Annotated in this window: 10 protein-coding genes; 5 read left to right on the top strand and 5 right to left on the bottom strand. The window is 55.0% G+C overall.

The window, feature by feature from the left end; translation table 11 throughout:
- Positions 1–232 precede the first annotated feature (232 nt).
- Together H9Q75_RS12910 and H9Q75_RS12905 are read right to left on the bottom strand one after the other, a co-directional pair.
- The gene (locus tag H9Q75_RS12910; RefSeq protein ID WP_186564151.1) at positions 233–505 is read right to left on the bottom strand and encodes an integrase core domain-containing protein; all 273 of its coding nucleotides are present in this window, start codon (positions 503–505) and stop codon (positions 233–235) included.
- Positions 506–853: 348 nt separating this feature from the next.
- Positions 854–1033 carry a helix-turn-helix domain-containing protein gene (locus H9Q75_RS12905; protein ID WP_186564150.1) on the bottom strand — a complete coding sequence of 60 codons (180 nt, stop codon included), beginning with the start codon at positions 1031–1033 and terminating at the stop codon, positions 854–856.
- 261 nt (positions 1034–1294) lie between these two features.
- Between H9Q75_RS12905 and H9Q75_RS00115 the strand changes: the two genes are divergently transcribed.
- Both H9Q75_RS00115 and H9Q75_RS00110 read left to right on the top strand, forming a co-directional pair.
- Positions 1295–1639, top strand: coding sequence for an ADP-ribosylglycohydrolase family protein (locus H9Q75_RS00115; RefSeq protein ID WP_186564149.1), 345 nt, complete (start codon positions 1295–1297; stop codon positions 1637–1639).
- Positions 1587–2153, top strand: a complete 567-nt coding sequence (locus H9Q75_RS00110; protein WP_186564148.1) for a hypothetical protein — start codon at positions 1587–1589, stop codon at positions 2151–2153. The genes H9Q75_RS00115 and H9Q75_RS00110 overlap by 53 nt, the downstream gene beginning before the upstream one ends.
- A gap of 403 nt (positions 2154–2556) precedes the next feature.
- On the opposite strand, the gene H9Q75_RS00105 is transcribed toward H9Q75_RS00110, so the two are convergent.
- The 3 genes from H9Q75_RS00105 to H9Q75_RS00095 form a co-directional block, all read right to left on the bottom strand.
- A complete protein-coding gene (locus H9Q75_RS00105) occupies positions 2557–8319 on the bottom strand; it encodes an S-layer homology domain-containing protein (protein WP_186564147.1) in 5763 nt (1920 codons plus the stop codon).
- Positions 8320–8461: 142 nt separating this feature from the next.
- Positions 8462–9496 (bottom strand): zinc-ribbon domain-containing protein, encoded by a 1035-nt coding sequence (locus tag H9Q75_RS00100; protein ID WP_186564146.1) that lies wholly within the window; start codon positions 9494–9496, stop codon positions 8462–8464.
- A gap of 418 nt (positions 9497–9914) precedes the next feature.
- On the bottom strand, positions 9915–10760 hold the full coding sequence (locus H9Q75_RS00095; protein ID WP_186564145.1) for a tyrosine-type recombinase/integrase: 846 nt from the start codon (positions 10758–10760) through the stop codon (positions 9915–9917).
- 551 nt (positions 10761–11311) lie between these two features.
- Between H9Q75_RS00095 and H9Q75_RS00090 the strand changes: the two genes are divergently transcribed.
- Genes H9Q75_RS00090 through H9Q75_RS00080 form a run of 3 tightly spaced genes read left to right on the top strand, consistent with a single transcriptional unit; the run spans position 11312 to position 18444 of the window.
- Positions 11312–14095: a type I restriction-modification system subunit M gene (locus H9Q75_RS00090; RefSeq protein WP_186564144.1), complete on the top strand. Its 2784-nt coding sequence runs from the start codon at positions 11312–11314 to the stop codon at positions 14093–14095.
- A gap of 19 nt (positions 14096–14114) precedes the next feature.
- Positions 14115–15308, top strand: a complete 1194-nt coding sequence (locus H9Q75_RS00085; protein ID WP_186564143.1) for a restriction endonuclease subunit S — start codon at positions 14115–14117, stop codon at positions 15306–15308.
- 16 nt (positions 15309–15324) lie between these two features.
- Positions 15325–18444: a type I restriction endonuclease subunit R, EcoR124 family gene (locus H9Q75_RS00080; RefSeq protein WP_186564142.1), complete on the top strand. Its 3120-nt coding sequence runs from the start codon at positions 15325–15327 to the stop codon at positions 18442–18444.
- Positions 18445–19204: the final 760 nt, after the last annotated feature.

The following is a 19204-nucleotide window of genomic DNA, read 5'->3' as shown; positions in this document are numbered from 1 at the left end:
ATGGCAAGCTGTTCCTTCTATTGAGTAACCCTACCCGGTCTAAACAAATGCTCGTCATTGTTCAGGCCGGGTAAGGTCGTTTTGCGTATGGAACCCTTGCACTGTAAGGGTTCCATACTTTTTAATAGAGAGCACTCTATGTCACGGGTCGAATACAAACAGAGCAAAATTAAAGTGCAAAACGTGTAATCGGAGGGATTCGATTCCCTGCTGTGTCGCTGGGATGCGATTCTCATTTGCTGCTCATGAACGCATCTTCAACCCAACATGGCGTCAGATTCTTCAATGTGCGATGGGGACGCTGTGTGTTGTAAAACTCGATGTAGGAGGCAAGGCCATGCTTGAAATCTGCCTCAGTTGTATAATCCTTCCCATACAGATTTTTCTTCTTGAGTGTGACAAAGAAGGGTTCAGCAACGGTATTGTCATGAGATCTTCCCAAATTGGAAAAAGATTGTACTACGATGTGCTCGTGGAGCAGAGATATATTGAGCTCCCCGGCCACTGTAAAAGATAAGTTTTGCTTCTGGAGCGCGCTGTGACCATGCCAATTTGAAGGCAGATGTAATTAGTTGGGTACGGCTCTTTCTGGATACTCTGTATGCGATGACCTTGTGTGAAACCAAGCCTAAGGCACAAATGTAGAGATAGAGTTCCTAGCTTAAAGCAGGTGATGTCACTGCCCCAGATTTGATTGGGCCTGTCCATCTGGAATTGCTAGCGGAGGAGATTTTATTTCTTCTCTGGCTCATGTAGTTTCGTGTAGTCTTCGTAAAGCTGTTTCTCCAACGAAGCGTGGACAGTGCACTGAATTGTTTTCAGAGTGGTGAGGATGTTCTCCAGTTTGGTGCCTTTATGCAGAAGGGTATCGTATTCTTTGAGGGGGAAGGTACACTCCTGCTTTGGGGCTGTTTCGTAGCAAGCGGTAAAGCGTTCGCTCGCTGATGTCGCGCTCCGCACAGAGTTCCTGGATTGGTTTGCCCTGTCGGTATTGCGTGACAATGGCGGCTTTTTCTTGTTCTGTATGGGTCATGGGGATGCTCCTATATCATGCTGATAAGCATAACGCAGAAAAGAAAATGAAACTGATTGCTTATTTCGGAAACAAGGATGCCATCTGTGAAAAGCTGGGCATAGATGCATGGGATGAAAACTAGGTAAAAGAGCAGATCGATGTGATTTTAATCCAACCGGATAGCAACCTGTAAATCGAACTGAAATCCGAGAAATATCCCGAACTGCTGCCGAATTGGGTCTATCCATGTAGCAGACTGTCTGGCATAATATCCCTATAGTGGCACGAAGTATCATCGCAGGTGACTGGGAGAAGTTTCTTGCAGAAAAGGAACTTCCTTTTGGGCTGAACTATGAACAAGGTCGCAAGGGTGCTTTACTAAAGTCTGCTACTATTTTAGCCGCCATTTATTTAGCTTCAAAATACGCTAATAATCCCTCTCTGGGAATTAAAATTCCTGTGTTTTTGTTTCGCGCAGATACTGACACGATTGCTTCTATAGCTGGTGGACTATTGGGAACGCTTAGTGTTACAAACTGGATTCCACCAGAATGGAGGACAGTTCAAGATTATGATTGTCTTATTCAAATGGCAGAGTTGCTTTTATCGGACAACAAAAAATGAAGCTACCAGAGAAGAGGTTGCAGAAGCCAACACACAAGATAATCAATGGAGAGTCACACCCATTAGCAAGATGAAATATGTGGATTCGAAAAGTGCATCCAATGGGAAGCACGGCATTGTGATAATTGAAAAATGGAAAACTATGCTTGGGCAAACATTATATATAAAATCTTTTCACCCAAATGTGAGCCAACCACAGCTTCGCCAGCATAGCGATCAAATACAGTTGTACCAACGGCCTTCCCTTTTCGATATGGCTTCACAGTTGCAGGCCAAATCCGTTGTAAACTTAGATGTGCGACCTCAGGCCATTGAACTTGAACAACAGAGTGTTCTTGTACAAAAAACGTCGCGGCAATTTGTCCTGGCTTTAGGGGCCATAGTTGATTTGCCTAGCAGTCCAAAATTTAAGACGAATATTACCGTTGGCAAATTGCTAAAAATTATTAATTGCTTAATGGCTGATAAAAAACTAGCGAATCTGTCGCAAAACAACTTAATGTTGACCAATTAGCTGTCGAGCAAATGGAAAAATATGTAATATTTACTGATTAGATACATGAATGATCCTATCCAATCTGAACAGTTTGTGTGAGACTGGCGGATTGGGTGGGGCATTTTATGGCTAAATCCTGAGAAGATCTGTACCGCAAGGCTTTTGGATGTGTATCTTTTTTGTCGTTACTGTCCATCTTGAGAAAGATCACCGCTTAAAAAGCGGTGATCTTTCTTTTGACCAGGAAGATATCGCAGACGGATCCTATTTCCGGCGATAGCGGCAGTGTCCCTTTGACAAGAGATACCGCCGCCTTTAATTACATGGTCCAGAATCCCAGGTGTTTGAATAGACCAGAGGTAAAAAACGCTTGGGCGTGGATCGCGGATCCACGCCCAGGCGTTTTATGCTTTACCGCGGGTCAGGCGTTTGCCCGATAGAGGAGTGTTACAATCTGCGCACGGGTGCAGTCGGCCGCCGGGCTGAACCCGTGATTGCCCGTACCGTTCGTGACGCCCTCGAAGGCCGCCCAGCTTACGGCGGCGTCATAATAGTCGGCGCTGCTCACATCCGTAAAGCTGTGGTCCGCAGCGGCGGGGGAACCGGCCATCCGGTACAGGAAGGTCACGGCCTGCCCACGGGTCACCTCGGCATCCGGCTCGAACGCCGAGGCGCTGGTACCGGTTGTAATCCCTTGTTCCACGGCCCACAGAACCGCATCGCAGTAGTAGGCGTTGGCAGGCACATCCGTGAAAGGCATCGTTTGGCCCTTAGGCGAGGGGGCGCCGGCGGCACGCCAGAGGAACACGGCCATCTGTGCACGGGTGCAGACCATGTCGGGGCTGAAGGTTGTCGCGCCGGTGCCGCTGGTGATACCCTCGGCCACAGCCCAAGCCACTGCATCGGCGTAGTAGGCGCCGGCAGGGACGTCCGCAAAAGCGGGGATATCCGGGGTGCCCTTGGGCGCAAAGGCGGCCGCCACGGTGACCTTACCGCCGGGCATGGTAAAGGTGAACTTGCCATTGCCCTTATCAGTAAGCTTCAGTTTGTTGCCCTTGCTGTCAGTGACGGTAAGCCTGCTCAGCTCACAGCCCTCATCGGGCTTGACGGTGATGGTCACGGTGTCGCCCCTGCCAGCCCGCTTGGGGCTGACGACAATTGTACCGTTGTCCACATCCGCAGGGGCGGCAATGGCGTAGCTGGGCATGCCGGAACCGCCGCCGCTGTAAACAGTCAAAGTGCCGTCCATATAGCGGATGGTGTAATTGCCTCCTGCGTCTGCTCCGCCGGCCTTGATGGCAAAGGAGCCGGCGGAGCTTGTGTCGGGAGTCCCCTCATAGGACAGCGTGGGGGCGGTTGCCAATTCGTCGGAACCGCACAGGCCGGACACCGTATAGTGCGTTCCGGCAGCCGGCGTTTCCAGAGAAGGCACCGCCGCTCCAACAGGAACGCTCTGGTCAAGTACGGCAATGGTCAGTTCTGCCGGAGCAATTGTAATGACAGCGGAGCCGGCAACCTCTTTTTCTCCCTGAACCGCTTTCCAGTAAACGGTTTTGGTCTCTGCATCCTTCAGGGTAATCGCCGTATCGGCATATGCTCCATCTGCACGGTCGCTATAGGTAACCGCAGCGTCCTCCGGGGCCGTCACGGCAATACTATGTTCCTCGCCGTCATAGACGCCGGTATACCCCTCTGCAGATGCCTCCAGCGCATCGGAGCTCACAGTATAGGAGGTTTCCGCACAGCCGCTGTAGTTTCCGCCAAATGTAATGGTAAACTTATGGTCAGCCGTATTCTGCTCCACCGTGTAATCGGAGCCTTTGGCCAGCACGGAGCCATTGTGGAGCACCTGGATATCCGCTTCCGCCGCCGCTTCATCAGAGGGATATGCGCTGTTGACTCCGGTAATCGTGATATCGTCGGCGGCCAGCGCTTTCGGAGAAACGGTAATACTCCGGCTTGTATAGAATGTTTCACCATTCCAGCGCAGAGAAACCGCATCCGTGCCGACCGCAGTATAGATTACCGTTCCAGCTGCCCCATCCAGCGCCGCGATGTCAGACGCCGCGTCCACGCCGCTCAAAGCGCCGCTGAACAGCGCCTTGGCGTCTCCAAACATACCGTCTGCAAGCTGAGACACATCCATGGCGATAATGCCGCTTAAAACGGAGTCACTCTTATTTCCAACCGCCTTTTCGGCGGAGCGCTTCACATAGGCGCAATTTATGACGGTTCCAACCGCATCCTTACTGCTGCTGCCAATCAGCATCCCCATATTGTTTCCTGTGGTCGGGATTTCTGTGCCGATAAAGACATTTTCAAGCCGAATGCTGTCTTCCTTCGCCGGGACCATACTGCCGATCAATCCGCCCACCGGCTTATTGGCTGCGGCGGCTTTCAGCGAAACTGCATCGCTCAACACAATATTCGCAATTTCTACGACACCGCTGGTGCCTACATAGCCGAACAGCCCGCCCGTGTTGCCGCCGGTCACCTCAAAGGGGCCGGAGATCTCCACATTCGCTGCACGCAGGGCAACGCCGGTGGCGCTGGAGGTCGTCTGATAGCCAAGCAGGATACCGGCCGCATTTGTGCCTTTCAGGGAAATGGTCCCATTGGTGCTGTTTTTCACGTAATACCCGTCAAACTCGTTCGGTGCCCAGGAATACCCCATCACACCGGCGACTTTCGCATTGCTCACGCTGCCTGCATCAATCCCTGTGCCGCCGATAAACGCAACGCTGCCGCCGGAATAGCCCTGACCGGCAAAGCCGCCAAAGTTCAGCGTGCCTCTTGTCCAGTTCGCGGTCATGGTACAGTCAATCCTGGTTGACGGCGCACCCCGGACCAGCCCATTCTCAAAGCCAAAAGCGCCGCCGGCAGACACAGAGCCCCCTCCAGTGGTAAGATCGGCATCAGATTCCGCCTTGGTGAGCGTCATCTTTTTAAGAAGCACATCCACCTTCTCCAGCGTAAGCTGAACCGCCTGTCCGGCAAGGCCGCCAATGTACACCGTTGCGGTGTAGTCCTTTGGCAGCTTAATATCGAAACTGCTCTCAACAGACAGGTTGCGCACCTCAACCACGCCGTCGGTCAGCGGGCTCATATAGCCGAATAGTCCGATATACAGATTTTCCGGCACGTCCGAAACCGTCGTGTCAACCGTCAGCGAAATACTGTGGCCGCCGCCATCAAAATGTCCGCCGAATGTGTAATCCTTATTGCCGATCCCGGTAAACCCGCTCGACGAATCAATCGCCACATTATTTTGCAGTTTGTAATAGGCCGAGCGCAGCACAGTCCGCGCGCTTTCCAGGTCGTCCACGCTGTCTGCTCCGCCCAGCGCATACAGCTTTTGAACGGCCTCCTCATTGCCATCGTTGACCGCCTGCTGCATCCACAGGAAATGATCCGCCGTAGAGATCGGAATAGCCTCTTCCCAGGAGCTGAACGGCAGGGCGCTTACCACGGCATCCGCCGTATTGAGCGTCGTCGAAAAGGTCCTGTTTTCAAGATCAAACAGGTAGAGCCGTTTTGCTCCGTTTACTGAGATGTATTGATTCGCATGATACTGCGCCCACGGTTTAGAGCCATCTTCCAGGTAGTAAACCGGAATATCCAGATACTGCGTACCATTTTCGGAATAGGCCACATCAATACCGGTATCGGCCACCACAGCGCGATCACCCGCCGTACCTGTCAGCGCGACACGGATTGTGTTGCCGTCTGCTGCGGCAGCGTCCTTCTGCATGCCGTTGAACACATTGATGGTGCCCTTCTCCCGGGAGAGGCTTCCAGCGGACACACAGTTCTCCATGTAACCGCCCGATCCGCTGCACAAATCTCCGACAGTCGCAGCCTCGCCGGCCGCGGAAATATTGCCGTAGTTGGCGCAGTTTTCAAACCGAATGCCGGAATAGGCATGGCCGATCAACCCAGAAAGCCGGCTGGGGTTCGTGGATGCCTGTTCGACCCTCATGGACATATCCCCGTTGTTGACACAGCCGCGCAGAATCAGGCATTTATCGCTCTCAAGGGAAGAACTGGCACGCCCGACCATAGCCCCAATATAGGCGGTTTTGCCCTGCGGAATGTCCAGCGTGATGTTTACCGCTACATTTGATGTGATGTTCTCCAGCACGGTATTGCGGTTGGTGCTGGCAATTGTTCCGCCGATCAGCAAACCGGTATCCGCTAAGGAGGCATCGGTCACAAACGTCCCGGCCGCCGAGCCGGAAAGCGTCAGATTGCGAATTTCAGCATCCTGCACGCAAGCAAAGACGCCTCCGATATAGTTCGGAGCAGAAACATCCGGGTACTTGCTGAAATCAATGGCAAGCTCAATCTCGTGGCTGCCGCCGTCGAATACCCCCTTAAAGTTGGGAATTCCATGGAACCCATTGTACTGGTCTGTATTCGCGTCGCAGTTTGTAAGTTTAATATTTTTCGTCAGGCGGTAATTGGCCGTCTGGAGCTTTTCATAAGCGCTGGCATAGCCCTCCTCAAACCCGAAATGCCTGTAGTCCTGTTTTAGCGCGTCCGAAACATCGGCATCCGTCTTCGGCTTTGTTTCCAGGATACGGGCCAGCGCGTAAATATCTCCGGCTGTGCTCAGCTCCAGCGCCTCTCCGCTTTCCGCATAGTGCTTCCAGCGGGCAGTAACGGTGGCATCGGACAGCATATCCCAGGGCTGAAGGGCCGCGCCCTCCGCATCCGTCAGCTGTCTCTCCTCCAGATACCAGCCGGTAAACACATAGTTGGGGCGTGAAGGCACCTCCAACGTATACGAGGGCTCCGCATTCTTTTTATAAACCACCTGTGCGTTAGCGGCAGAGCAGGTTCCGCCGTTTGCATCGTAGGTCAGCGTCAACACCAGCGCTCCCGTGGCAATGGCGTCAATTTGAGCAATGCAGGCGTCCAGCTTCTCCTTCAAGGCCGCTCCGACCCGATTTGCGGCATTCTCAGAGAGTGCGTCATAGGCCGCCTGCGCCGCCGCAACGGATCTGCGGTGCGCAATTGTAATTTCTCCGCTCTCCGGCAGCTGCGTTATGAGCGCCGCGGCGGCATCCGCAGCCTGGGCATCCGCCTGGGAAATTACCGTAATCTTCCTGGTAACTGTCTCTCCGCCTTGAGTTCCAAAGGACAGTGTATAGCCGCCCTCTCTATTCAGCTTCAGAGAGAGGGCGCCGGAATCGTCCAGCGATATGGCAGTCTGGGCTCTCCTCGCCGTGAAATCGTACTCAGTCAGCGGGGTCTCGGCCCCTTCCCCCACCTTCACTGTGCCCGGAATACAATAGGTCTTATCCACATACCGGGCCTGGTCCATGGCCCGGTTCTGTGCGATCTCGTCCGCACTCAGCGCGCGGTTATAAAGGCGTAGCCCGTAAAGCGTTTTAGCGAGATTGATTTTTGTTCCATCGGGCTTTGCCACTAAACTAACGGGAATTGAGACGCTGGAAAAATGATAGGTATCCGCCAAAGAAATGGAGCGGGATACCGCTTTGCCATTCAGGTATGCAAAACGCGTGGTGCTGCCATCACTTGTAAGTGCGAGATGGTAAAGGGTATCGTCTTCCAGCGTAATTCCGGTACTTAAAACCGAGTTCATGCCATTTCCCGTCTGAAACCCATTGTAATTCAGTATGACGCCGTCGGGACGGATGGTGCCGACGCTTGTCAGCAGGGCAAAGGGCGCAAAGTAGGTGCCGCCCGCCCCCTTCGCGTCTCCAACATTGGCCGCGGAAAAAGCGTAATCCAGCGTCATCGTGTCCAGCTGGATTTCTTGGGAGAATGTCTTTTTCTCTACGGCAGTATCCTTAACGGCAAGGCCGCCGCCACTGTTCCACGTTTGGCCGCTGATGGTCAGGTCGCTTCCGGAATCCGTAAGCTCTTTCCATGTGGAAGCGCTGGTATTTGTCTGATTCATCCCTTCGTTATAAATGCCGTCATACATAAGGACCAGCCCGTCCATGACATACCAGTCGTCTGTATCCATATAGCCGCTGATGGTGACCACCCCTCCGCCGACCTCCGGCAACGACACAGGGAATTCCTCGCCGACGGCCGGGTAGCGCTCCCATTCGCCGCCCTTTACCGCCGCCCCATCGACGGCCAGCGCAGGCATGGGCAGAAGTCCCGCCAGCAGGCAAAGGCTTAATAGGCTTGCCAAAATTCGCTTTTTCATTTGCTGCTTTCCTCCTCAATTATTGATTTTGTATGATCAGCGAAGCTGTTTCTCTCAGTGCTCTCTGCTCTGTAAATACTGCTTCGTACCTCCTCAGCCGCTTTGCACTTATGTGGCCTGTGCAGACCGGACAGCCGCACTTCTACGGTCCTGCTCTGGAATGAATCACCGCATTCCAGACATGGCCGTCAGCACACTGCCACCACACCTTCTGATGGCTGCCCGTTGTCACCATCTCCGGGGTCAGCGCACCGTTCAGCACCGGGTGCCACTGGGCGGCAACCTCCGGCTCCAGCGTGGCCAGATCGTTAAAGCCTGCCAGCACGCGTTTTCCGCTGCAGTAAGGGCAGCCGGCGCCAGACTTGGTGCGGGCGCCGATGACCGCCTGGTATTCATGCCCCAGCGCACAGCGCCACCACACTTTCCGGTTGCTGTACGGTGAAGCCTGCTCCGGTGTCAGCGGTCCGTTGCGCCCCCGGTTCCACTGTGCCGCAATGGTCGGGAACCGGCTGGCAAGGTCATTCTCCCCAGGAACAACCTGTCTGCCCGCGCAGAACGGGCAGCCCGCGCCTCTGAACCTGGACACAACAGCGGCCTGCCATTCGTGTCCCTTTTCACACTGCCACCATACCTTGCGGCGGGTACCGGCCGTCACGTCCCGGGGGGTGAGTCCACCGTTTTTTTCGGGGTGCCATTGGGCGGCCAAAGCCGGATGGGACATAAGCAGATCATTTTCGCCCGGTTGAAGCACCCGGTTTGCGCAGACTGGGCAGCCACTGCCGAACACTCTCGTTTTCACCATCGCCCGCCACTGGTGTCCCTTTTCGCAGATCCACCAAACCGCCTTGTGGCTTCCCAATAATACGTGCTCCGGCGTCAGCGGTGCGTTTTTTGTGGGATGCCACTGTACAGCCAGGTCCGGCCGCTGAGAGGCCAGGTCATTTTCGCCTGGCCACACCAGCTTCCCCGCGCAGTAGGGGCAACTGCTTCCTCCGCTGGTGCGGGTGTATATCACGGCCTGCCACATATGGCCGCTGCTGCACTGCCACCATACCTTTTCACCGCTTCCATAGGACAGCTCGGCCGGCGTGCGGTCCCCATTTCTGGTTGGGTGCCACTGCTGAAGCAAGTCAAAATTCTCTGTTCTTACGCAGTAGTCATACAGCGATTGTCTCATTCCACCACTCCTTTCCCCCAGTCCGACGCCATCCGCCGGCCGCGGCGGAAGATTCCGGCACACCATTCCATCCCCAAGCATCGCATACTCTGCGTCAACAAAATTCACATTTTGCCGCTATAGCAGAAATGCCGGGCAAGCCCGACATTTACCAAATTCACATTTTGACCACAGCTGGCATCCAGACTGCCCGAAATTGTACAAAAAATCCCCGGGAAGCAACTTCCCAGGGCATCCAGTTTCTTTGTTCGGGCATATTGGACCAAGGCCGCAAAAAACAGTTTTTCGGCCTGTAATTTTTGTGCCCAAAAACGGGAAAATGTCTTGTTATTTGGGGGAACAAATGGTATAATTGTTCTCGCGATATGTATTCGCCTGTATTTTTCCGTCTGCGCTTACGGCAAAATGTGAAGTTTGCCTACGACACCAATCCCAGTCGGTCCAGCTGTCGGACGTGCTCCGCGCCAGAGGTCACCAGATAGATGCGGGTGGTTTCAATGCTGGAATGGCCCAGCACATCGGCCAGCTTCACGATGTCCCGGCTGGAGCAGTAGAATGTCGTGGCGAACAGGTGGCGCAGATTATGGGGAAAGACCTTTTTCGGCTCCACCCCGGCATATTTGCACAGCCGCTTCATCTCCGCCCAGATCTGGCGGCGGCTCAGTCCTGTCCCGCTTTTGGTGAGAAAGATCTCACCGGAGGCGGTTTTTTGCTTTTTAGCATACTTCAGCAGCTTACGGCACAGCTTGTTGGGCAGCAGAATCACCCGGATTTTCCCCTTCAGACTAATCTCCGCCCGGCCCCGCTGGGCGGCCTCCACGGTAAGATATTTTACCTCGCTGACCCGGACGCCGGTGGCCCCCATGGTCTCGACGAGCAGGGCAAGCCGCTCCTGCCCCCTGCCCCGGGCGGCGGCGATGAGGCGGTCATACTCCGGCCGGGTCAGCTCCCGGGACTGGTCCCGGAACAGCCGCCGCTGGATTTTCAAAAATTTCACCCGGCAGTCACTCCAACCTGCAAACTGAAAAAAGCCGTTCAGCGCTGCCAGCATAGAGTTGATGGTGACCGGAGCGTAGCGGAGAGAAAGCAGGTAATTTTTCCACCCAGCCGGGTCTTCCCTGGTGACCTCGCTCCCCTCCAGCCAGCGTGCGAAGGCTCGCAGATCCCGGAGATATTTCTCCACTGTTCCCGCCGCTCGCTCCTCCTGCTGAAGATATGCGCCGTAGGCGGCAATCTGGTCCGCTGTCAGTCTGTATCCGTTCATAAAAGCCCTCCATTCACAGTATGGATGTATTTTACATGAACGGAGAGTTTCTATACGGGCAATGCGTTTACGGCGGTGTTTCCCTATGGACAGGCAGGACTTGGGGCTCGCCCACGGCACGGCCCTCGCGCTTCCCTGGTCTGGCAAAAATCTGTTGATTTTATTCGGCACTGCGATTACAATAGGAAAGTGGTTTCCTGCAGCTTCTTGTCTGGATCGCGTGAAATGTGTTGTAACAGGAGCATGGAGTATGAAATATCTTTCGGTCACACAGCTTGCTGAAAAGTGGTGTATCTCCACCCGGCGCATACAGATCTTGTGCGGCGAGGACCGTATCCCGGGCGCGGTCCGCATTGGGCATTCCTGGGCCATTCCGGCCGATGCGGAGAAACCCGCTGACGCCAGAATCAAAAGCGGCAAATACGTCAAGCGTAGACCGGCGGCAGAGAAATCGGACGGTCTACCCCCCCGGCAGCCAAACACCAAGCCCTGTGCGTCCCAGGAGGGTTCGGATCCCCAAATGTGTATGGAAGAATTAGGAGAGCAGAGCGATGAATAAACAGCAGTTGGCAAACAGAATCTGGGAATCCGCCAATAAGATGCGGTCCAAAATTGAAGCGAACGAATATAAGGACTATATTCTTGGCTTCATTTTTTACAAATTTCTCTCTGATCAGGAGGTCGAGTTTTTCAGAAAGGACGGCTATCCGGATGCGGATATCAAAGAATCCTTACAGGAAGACCATTCGGAGATCGTAGTTTACTGCCAGCAAAATCGCGGCTATTTCATCGCCTATGAGCATCTGTTTTCCACCTGGCTCGACAAGGGAAGCTCCTTTTCGGTGGCTGACGTAAGGACCGCGCTTTCCGCGTTCAACCGGCTGATCAGCCAGACCCACCAGAAGGTTTTCAGCAAGATTTTCAACACTTTGGAGACCGGCCTGAGCAAGCTCGGCGACAGCGCCAGCAATCAGACAAAAGCGATCCGCGATTTGATCCAGCTGATTAAAGACATCCCCATGGACGGAAGGCAGGACTATGATGTCCTGGGGTTTATTTATGAGTATCTGATCAGCAATTTCGCGGCCAACGCGGGCAAAAAAGCCGGTGAATTCTACACCCCGCACGAGGTGTCCCTGCTGATGTCGGAAATCGTCGCCAACCACCTCAGGGGCAGGGACAAAATTGAGATCTATGACCCGACCAGCGGCTCCGGCTCGCTGCTGATTACCATCGGCAAGAGCATGTCCAAATATATTGCGGATAAGCATAATATCAAATACTACGCCCAGGAACTGAAGGAAAATACATACAATCTGACCCGCATGAATCTGGTCATGCGCGGGATCCGGCCGGACAACATCTATACGCGCTGCGGCGACACCCTGGAGGAGGACTGGCCATTCTCCGATGATGTGGACCCCGCCGCCGCCCACCGCACCGTGTACGTGGATGCGGTGGTATCCAATCCGCCCTATTCCCAGCATTGGGATCCGTCCCATAAGAATAGAGATCCCCGCTACCGCTATGGCGTGGCTCCGAGGGGAAAAGCGGACTATGCTTTTCTGCTCCATGAGCTCTATCACCTCAAGCCGGATGGAATTATGACCATCGTACTGCCCCACGGCGTTTTGTTCCGTGGGGACGCAACCGGCGGCACAGACGGGAAGGGAGAAGGGGAGGGCCGCATCCGCAGAAACCTGATCGAGAACAACAACATTGAGGCCATTATCGGCCTGCCGGCCAATATTTTCTTCGGCACCGGCATTCCCACCATTATCATGGTACTGCGCCAAAAACGGGCTGAATCCGACGTGCTGTTTATCGACGCCTCCAAGGGCTTCACCAAGGCGGGCAAGACCAACAAGCTGACGGCTTCGGACATCAAGAAAATTGCCGACACGGTCGCCGTCCGCCCCCAGAGGGTGGAGAAGTACGCCCGGCTCGTCTCCAAGGCGGAGATACGCCGAAACGGCTATAACCTGAATCTCCCCCGCTACATTGACTCCTCTGAGACATCGGAGACCTGGGACATCTACGCCACCATGTTCGGCGGCACCCCCAACCATGAAATTGACCGGCTGGAGCCCTACTGGACGGCGTTTCCGCAGCTACGGAGCACCCTGTTTTCCTGTGACGGGACCCCCTATTCCGCTCTGGCGGCGGAGAATCTGAAGGAGGCCATCGACAACAGCCCTGACGTAAAGGCGTTTGTCGCCGCCTGTCAGGACGCCTTTGGGGATTTTGACGCCTATCTGGACCGGGAGCTCATCGGCAATATGCGGGAGCTGAATCTCTCCCAGGAGGAGGACACAATTACGCAGGCCATCTTCGACCGAGTGGCTGCCCTCCCCCTGGTGGACAAATACCAGGCCTACCAGCTGCTGGACAACCAGTGGGGAGGCATCTCCGCCGATCTTGAGATGATCCAGACCGAGGGCTTTTCCGCCGCAAGGCAGGTCGACCCCAATCTGGTGCTCAGGAAAAAGGGCGACAAGGAGGAAGAGGTGCAGGACGGCTGGGTCGGCCATATCATTCCCTTCGAGCTGGTGCAGACCACGCTGTTAAAAGCGGATTACGACGCAGTAAAGGCCAAGGAAGCCCGGCAGGAGGCGATTGCGGCGGAACTGGCCGAGCTGATCGACTCTATCGAGGAGGGGGACCGGGGGGCATTCCTCAACGAGGACAACACTGCGTTTGTGCCAAGAGAGTTTTCCATAAAGCTGGCGGAACTCTACGCGGAGGTCTCTTCCCCGGAGCTCTCCGGTCTGCAGGGGTATCTGGAGCTGTTTGACGCGCATTCGGGAAAGGCGGTCCGGCTGCAGTATATTGCCGACCATCCCGAGGTGAATTGGGCGGCAATCGACGGCAATGTCCCCTACGCCAGGGGCAAGGCCGCCCTGTATCGGAAGACCCTGCGGGAGGCCTATGTCTTCCCGGAGGGGTCCTTTGAGGCCAAAATGGTCCGCGCAGGCCAATTGATGGACGAGGAAAAATCCGTCCGAAAGCAGGCCCGGGAGATGGCCGCGGCGCTGCATCTTTTGACGAAGGAGACGATTGAAGCTTTGACGGACGTCCAGGTCCTCGACTTGCTTCGGCTGAAATGGATCGCGCCGCTCTGCGCCTCCCTTCGCGCCATTCCGGAGGCTATTATCGAAACACTGGAGCAGGCGGTCCAGCGCCTGGCGGAGAAATATGCCGTGACCTATCAGGATTTAGGCCGGCAGATTGAGGAATCGGAGCAGGAGCTGTCTTTAATGATCGACCAGTTGACCGGCGATGAATATGATATGAAAGGTCTGGCAGAGTTCCAATCTCTGTTGTCGGGTGAATAAGATGCCGGGAAAAAAAGACTTGCCGCAGATCCGATTCCGGAGCTTTGAGGCGCCCTGGACGCGCAGCGCGCTGGAGGATTGTTTTGAGGAGCGGCAGGAGCGCTCCTCCGAGGGAGATCTGATTTCGGTCACGATCCATTCCGGACTGAAAAAGTTTTCCGAGCTCGGCCGCTATGACAATTCCAGCGAAGATAAGTCCCACTATAAAAAAGTCGAAGTGGGCGACATCGCCTATAACACCATGCGGATGTGGCAGGGCGCCTGTGGCTATTCCCCGTACAGCGGCATCTTAAGCCCCGCATACACGGTGCTTGTTCCAAAAGCCGGGGTGAATTCGCTGTTTTTTTCCTATGCGTTTAAAAAGGCGGCGATGATTCATCAATTCCAGCTTCACTCCCAGGGCATCACCTCCGATACGTGGAATTTGAAATATCCTGTGTTTGGTAAAATTACCTGCGCCATGCCCGCGGAGGCGGAGCAGGCAAAAATTGCGGAGTACCTGGCCTGTCTCGACCGTCTGATCCGCTCCTGTCAGCACAAATGCGGCAAACTCCAGCGCTTCAAAAAATCCTTGCTGGAAAAGATGTTTCCGCAGGAGGGCTCCGACGCGCCGGAACTCCGGTTTCAGGGGTTTCGTGGCGACTGGGAGCGGCGCCCGCTCGGCTTCTACCTGGAGACCGCAAGGGAGAAAAACCTGCAGAACACCTATACAAAGTCCGATGTGCTCTCCGTATCCGGCGAGTACGGCGTGATCAATCAGATCAAGCACAAGGGCAGAAGCTTTGCCGGCGCCGCCGTTACCAATTACGGCATCGTGAAGCAGGGGGATGTGGTCTATACCAAATCTCCCCTAAGGGATACCCCCTATGGCATTATTAAGACCAATATGGGGGCCCCGGGGATCGTATCGGCCCTCTATGCCGTATATCACCCCAAGTCCTGTGTCTATCCCCCCTTTGTCCAGACCTACTTTGAACTGGACCGCCGGCTCAATCAGTACCTGCGCCCCATCATCAGCAAAGGGGCCAAAAACACCATCAACATCAGCGACGACGACGCCCTGCTCGGCACGGTATGCTTTCCAGGCTATGAGGAGCAGCAGGCTATCTCGGGTTTTTTCGCGGCAATGGATCGTCTGATTGCCGCAAGCGCAGAGGAGCTGGAAAAGCTCCAGCTCCTGAAAAAAGCGCTCCTCGAAAAAATGCTGGTGTGACATAGGGAGGCAAGCCATGGCTTTTGAACAGGAGGCCGCCTTTGAGGCCGCCCTCATCCGCCTATTGGTGGAAAAATACAATTGGGAGCCGGATATCCTGCGCTACCAAACAGAAGAAGAGCTAATTGAGAACTGGAAGCAGATTCTGTTTGAGAACAACCGGGATGTGGACCGCCTGAACGACGTTCCACTGACGGACGGCGAAATGCAGCAGATCCTCGATCAGATTGCCCGGCTGCGCACCCCGCTGAAGCTCAACAGCTTCATTAATGGAAAAACCGTGGCGGTCAAGCGGGACAACCCGGCGGACGAGCTCCACATCGGCCGGGAGGTCAGCCTGAAGATCTATGACCGGTGGGAGATTGCCGCCGGCCAGAGCCGCTATCAAATTGCCCAGCAGCCGGTATTCCACGCCAAAAGCGCCGTGCTGCAGGACCGCCGGGGTGATTTTACACTTTTGATAAACGGCATGCCCCTGATCCACTGTGAACTCAAGCGCAGCGGCGTTGACGTCAGCCAGGCGTGCCATCAGATTGAAAGATACACCCGCGAGGGCGTCTTCACCGGCCTGTTTTCCCTGGTCCAGACTTTTATCGCCATGACCCCGGAGGAGACCGTGTACTTTGCCAACCCCGGCCCGGACGGCCGCTTCAACAGGGATTTCTACTTCCATTGGGCGGACGTCAACAACGAACCGGTGAACGACTGGAAGGATGTGGCGCAGTCCCTGCTCTCCATCCCCATGGCCCATCAGCTCATTGGTCTCTATACAGTGGCCGATGATACGGACGGACTGCTGAAGGTCCTGCGCAGCTATCAGTATTACGCCGTTTCCCGCATTACCAGCTGCGTCGCGCTGCGCCGCTGGTCGGAGCCGGATCCCCTCGGCGGCTATATCTGGCACACGACCGGCTCCGGAAAGACCCTGACCAGCTTTAAGTCCGCCCAGCTGATCGCCGACTCCAAAGACGCGGACAAGGTTGTGTTCCTGATGGACCGGGTGGAGCTGGGTACGCAGTCGCTGCTGGATTACCGCGGCTTTGCCGACGACGCGGACGCAGTGCAGGCAACCGAAAACACCAACAGCCTGGTGGCCAAGCTGAAGAGCTCCGACCCGTCCAACACCCTGATTGTCACCTCCATCCAGAAGATGAGCCGGGTGGAGGAGTCCGGCGGCTTCAATGCCCACGATATCAGCCTGATCCAGGCCAAGCGCATTGTATTTATTGTCGATGAGGCCCACCGGGATGTGTTCGGCGAGATGCTGCTTACCATCAAGAGCACCTTCCCCAACGCCATGTTCTTCGGCTTTACCGGCACGCCGATCCACGAGGAAAACCAAAAGAAGATGAATACCACCGCGGATATCTTCGGCAACGAGCTGCACCGATACAGCATCGCCGACGGCATCCGGGACAAAAACGTGCTCGGCTTTGACCCCTATATGGTCCCCACCTATAAGGACCGCGACCTAAGAAGGGCCATCGCCCTGGAAAAGGCGAAGGCGGCCAGCGAGGCCGAGGCTCTGGCCGATCCGGACAAGAAGGCGGTCTATCTGCACTATATGAGCCATACCCAGGTGCCCATGGCGGGCTATGTGCAGAAGAACGGGCGCTACCGGAAAGGGATTGAGGACTATCTCCCCAGCACACAGTATGAGTGCAGACCACACCAGGAACAGGTCGTCCAGGATATTCTGGACAATTGGACCACCCTCAGCCAGGGGAGCAAATTTCACGCGCTCTTCGCAGCCAACAGCATCGCGGAGGCCATTGCGTACTATCAGCTCTTTCAGGAAAAAGACAGCGGCCTGAAGGTGACGGCACTGTTTGATCCCAGCATTGACAACAACGGCAGCGCGGCCTTCAAGGAAGAGTCCATTGCCGCGATTGTCGAGGACTATAACAAGCGCTATGGCACGGATTTCCGGATGTCCAGCTACGCCAGCTTTAAAAGGGATCTCTCCTGCCGGCTGGCCCATAAGGAGCTCTATCGGTCCATTGAGCGCTCTCCCGGGCAGCAGATTGATCTGCTGATTGTGGTGGATCAGATGCTGACCGGGTTTGATTCCAAGTGGATCAATACACTTTATCTGGACAAAATCCTGACCTATGAAAGACTCATTCAGGCCTTCTCCCGCACCAACCGCCTCTATGGGCCGGAAAAACCCTTCGGCACCATCCGCTATTACCGCAAGCCCTATACCATGCGGAACAATGTAGATGCGGCGTTTCATCTCTATTCCGGGGATAAGCCGCTGGGCCTTTTTGCGGACAAGCTGGAGTGCAATCTCAAGGGGATGAACGAATCGTTCGGCAGGATTGACGCGCTCTTCCGCTCCACTGGAATTGAGCATTTTGAACGCCTCCCGGAGGACCCCGCCGAGCGGGGGCAGTTTGCCAAGCTGTTCAAACGGCTCAACAGCTTTCTGGAGGCGGCCAAAATCCAGGGCTTTACCTGGGACAAGCGCTCCCGGAAGGGCAAGCGCGCCGCCGGGAAGCTGCCCATTCCACTACAGCTGGACGAGACCGCCTATCTGATTCTCGCTCTTCGCTATAAGGAGCTCTTCTCCCCCACGGGCGGCGGTTCGATCGGAGACGTCCCATATGAGATTGACACCTACTTAACCGAAATCAACACCGGTGTGATTGACGCCAACTACCTGAACTCCCGTTTCAAAAAATATATGAAGGCCCTGCACTCCGGCGAGGAGCTCTCCGCTGTGCTCGACGAGCTGCATCACTCCTTTGCAGCCCTCACCCGGGAGGAGCAGAAGTTTGCCAATATTTTTCTGCATGACGTGCAGAGCGGGGATATCACGGTTGACGAGGGGAAAACCCTGCGCGACTACATCACAGCATATATGGCCCAGGCGAAAAACGATCAGATTCACCGTTTTTCCACCGCCATCGGCGTCGATGAGGCGGCGTTGCGGGCGTTTATGCAGCAAAAGGTCACTGACGCCAACATCAACGAGTTCGGCCGGTTTGACCGGCTGAAGGCCGCAGTCGACCGGACGGCGGCCCGCGCCTACCTTGAGGCGGTTTCCGGCGCGCCCATTAAGCCCTTCCAGCTCAACATGAAGCTGGAACAGGCTCTGAGGCGCTTTATCCTCACAGGCGGATTTGACGTATAAAAGGGGCGCGTTTTTCGGTCGATTCCACCGAAAACGCGCCCCTTTTCCCGCCATTTGAAGCATCTGGATACCTTCCTTTTACCCTTTGTGTTGATACAGAAATCTCCGGCAGTTTTATCACCGCTCGAAAATGTGGTAGTCATTTCTAAAATCTAGAAAACAGGCTTTTTTTCGTAGGGTATCTGGGTGATAGCGCCCATCTCATGTCCTGTGTCCCTGACGACTCTTCGCAACTTCTCCTCGTGTATAGGCCCCCCGGTCAGGATGACCGTCTCTCCCCTGTTGTGGGAAGAGGTGACCTTTTTTACCCGAAAGGACCGTCGGACCGCCTCATTTATATGGGCTTCGCACATTCCGCACATCATCCCGCCCACTTGAATGGTAACCCGTGTCACATTATAAAGCGACCTCTTTTCTCTGCACTCTGCCGGCGGGCAGGCGCCCCCAGGCGGTAAAAGCATTGATTCCCAACCCATTCTTTTTGCCCGACGGTTAGTTTTAACTAACTATCGTTGAAAAAGAATGCCGGGGCACCGAAACATCCCAGACTTTGCGCACAACCCCAATTTAAGATAGATTAGTTATTGCTAACCAATAGTATAGCACAGCGCGCTGAAATGTCAAGCGTGGGAAAAAATTTTCCATAAATCCGCTTGACAAAGGGGGATGCCTGTGGTATCCTCTGCCCATCGGTTAGATATACCTAACCTCCTATCCCCCCCACCGCCGGTGCGGCATTTTAAACCCCCATCGGTTAGTA

It is taken from the genome of Lawsonibacter celer, assembly GCF_014281125.1.
In the GTDB taxonomy this organism is placed as follows: Bacteria; Bacillota; Clostridia; order Oscillospirales; family Oscillospiraceae; genus Lawsonibacter_B; species Lawsonibacter_B celer.
This window is presented reverse-complemented; position numbering and strand designations above follow the sequence as displayed.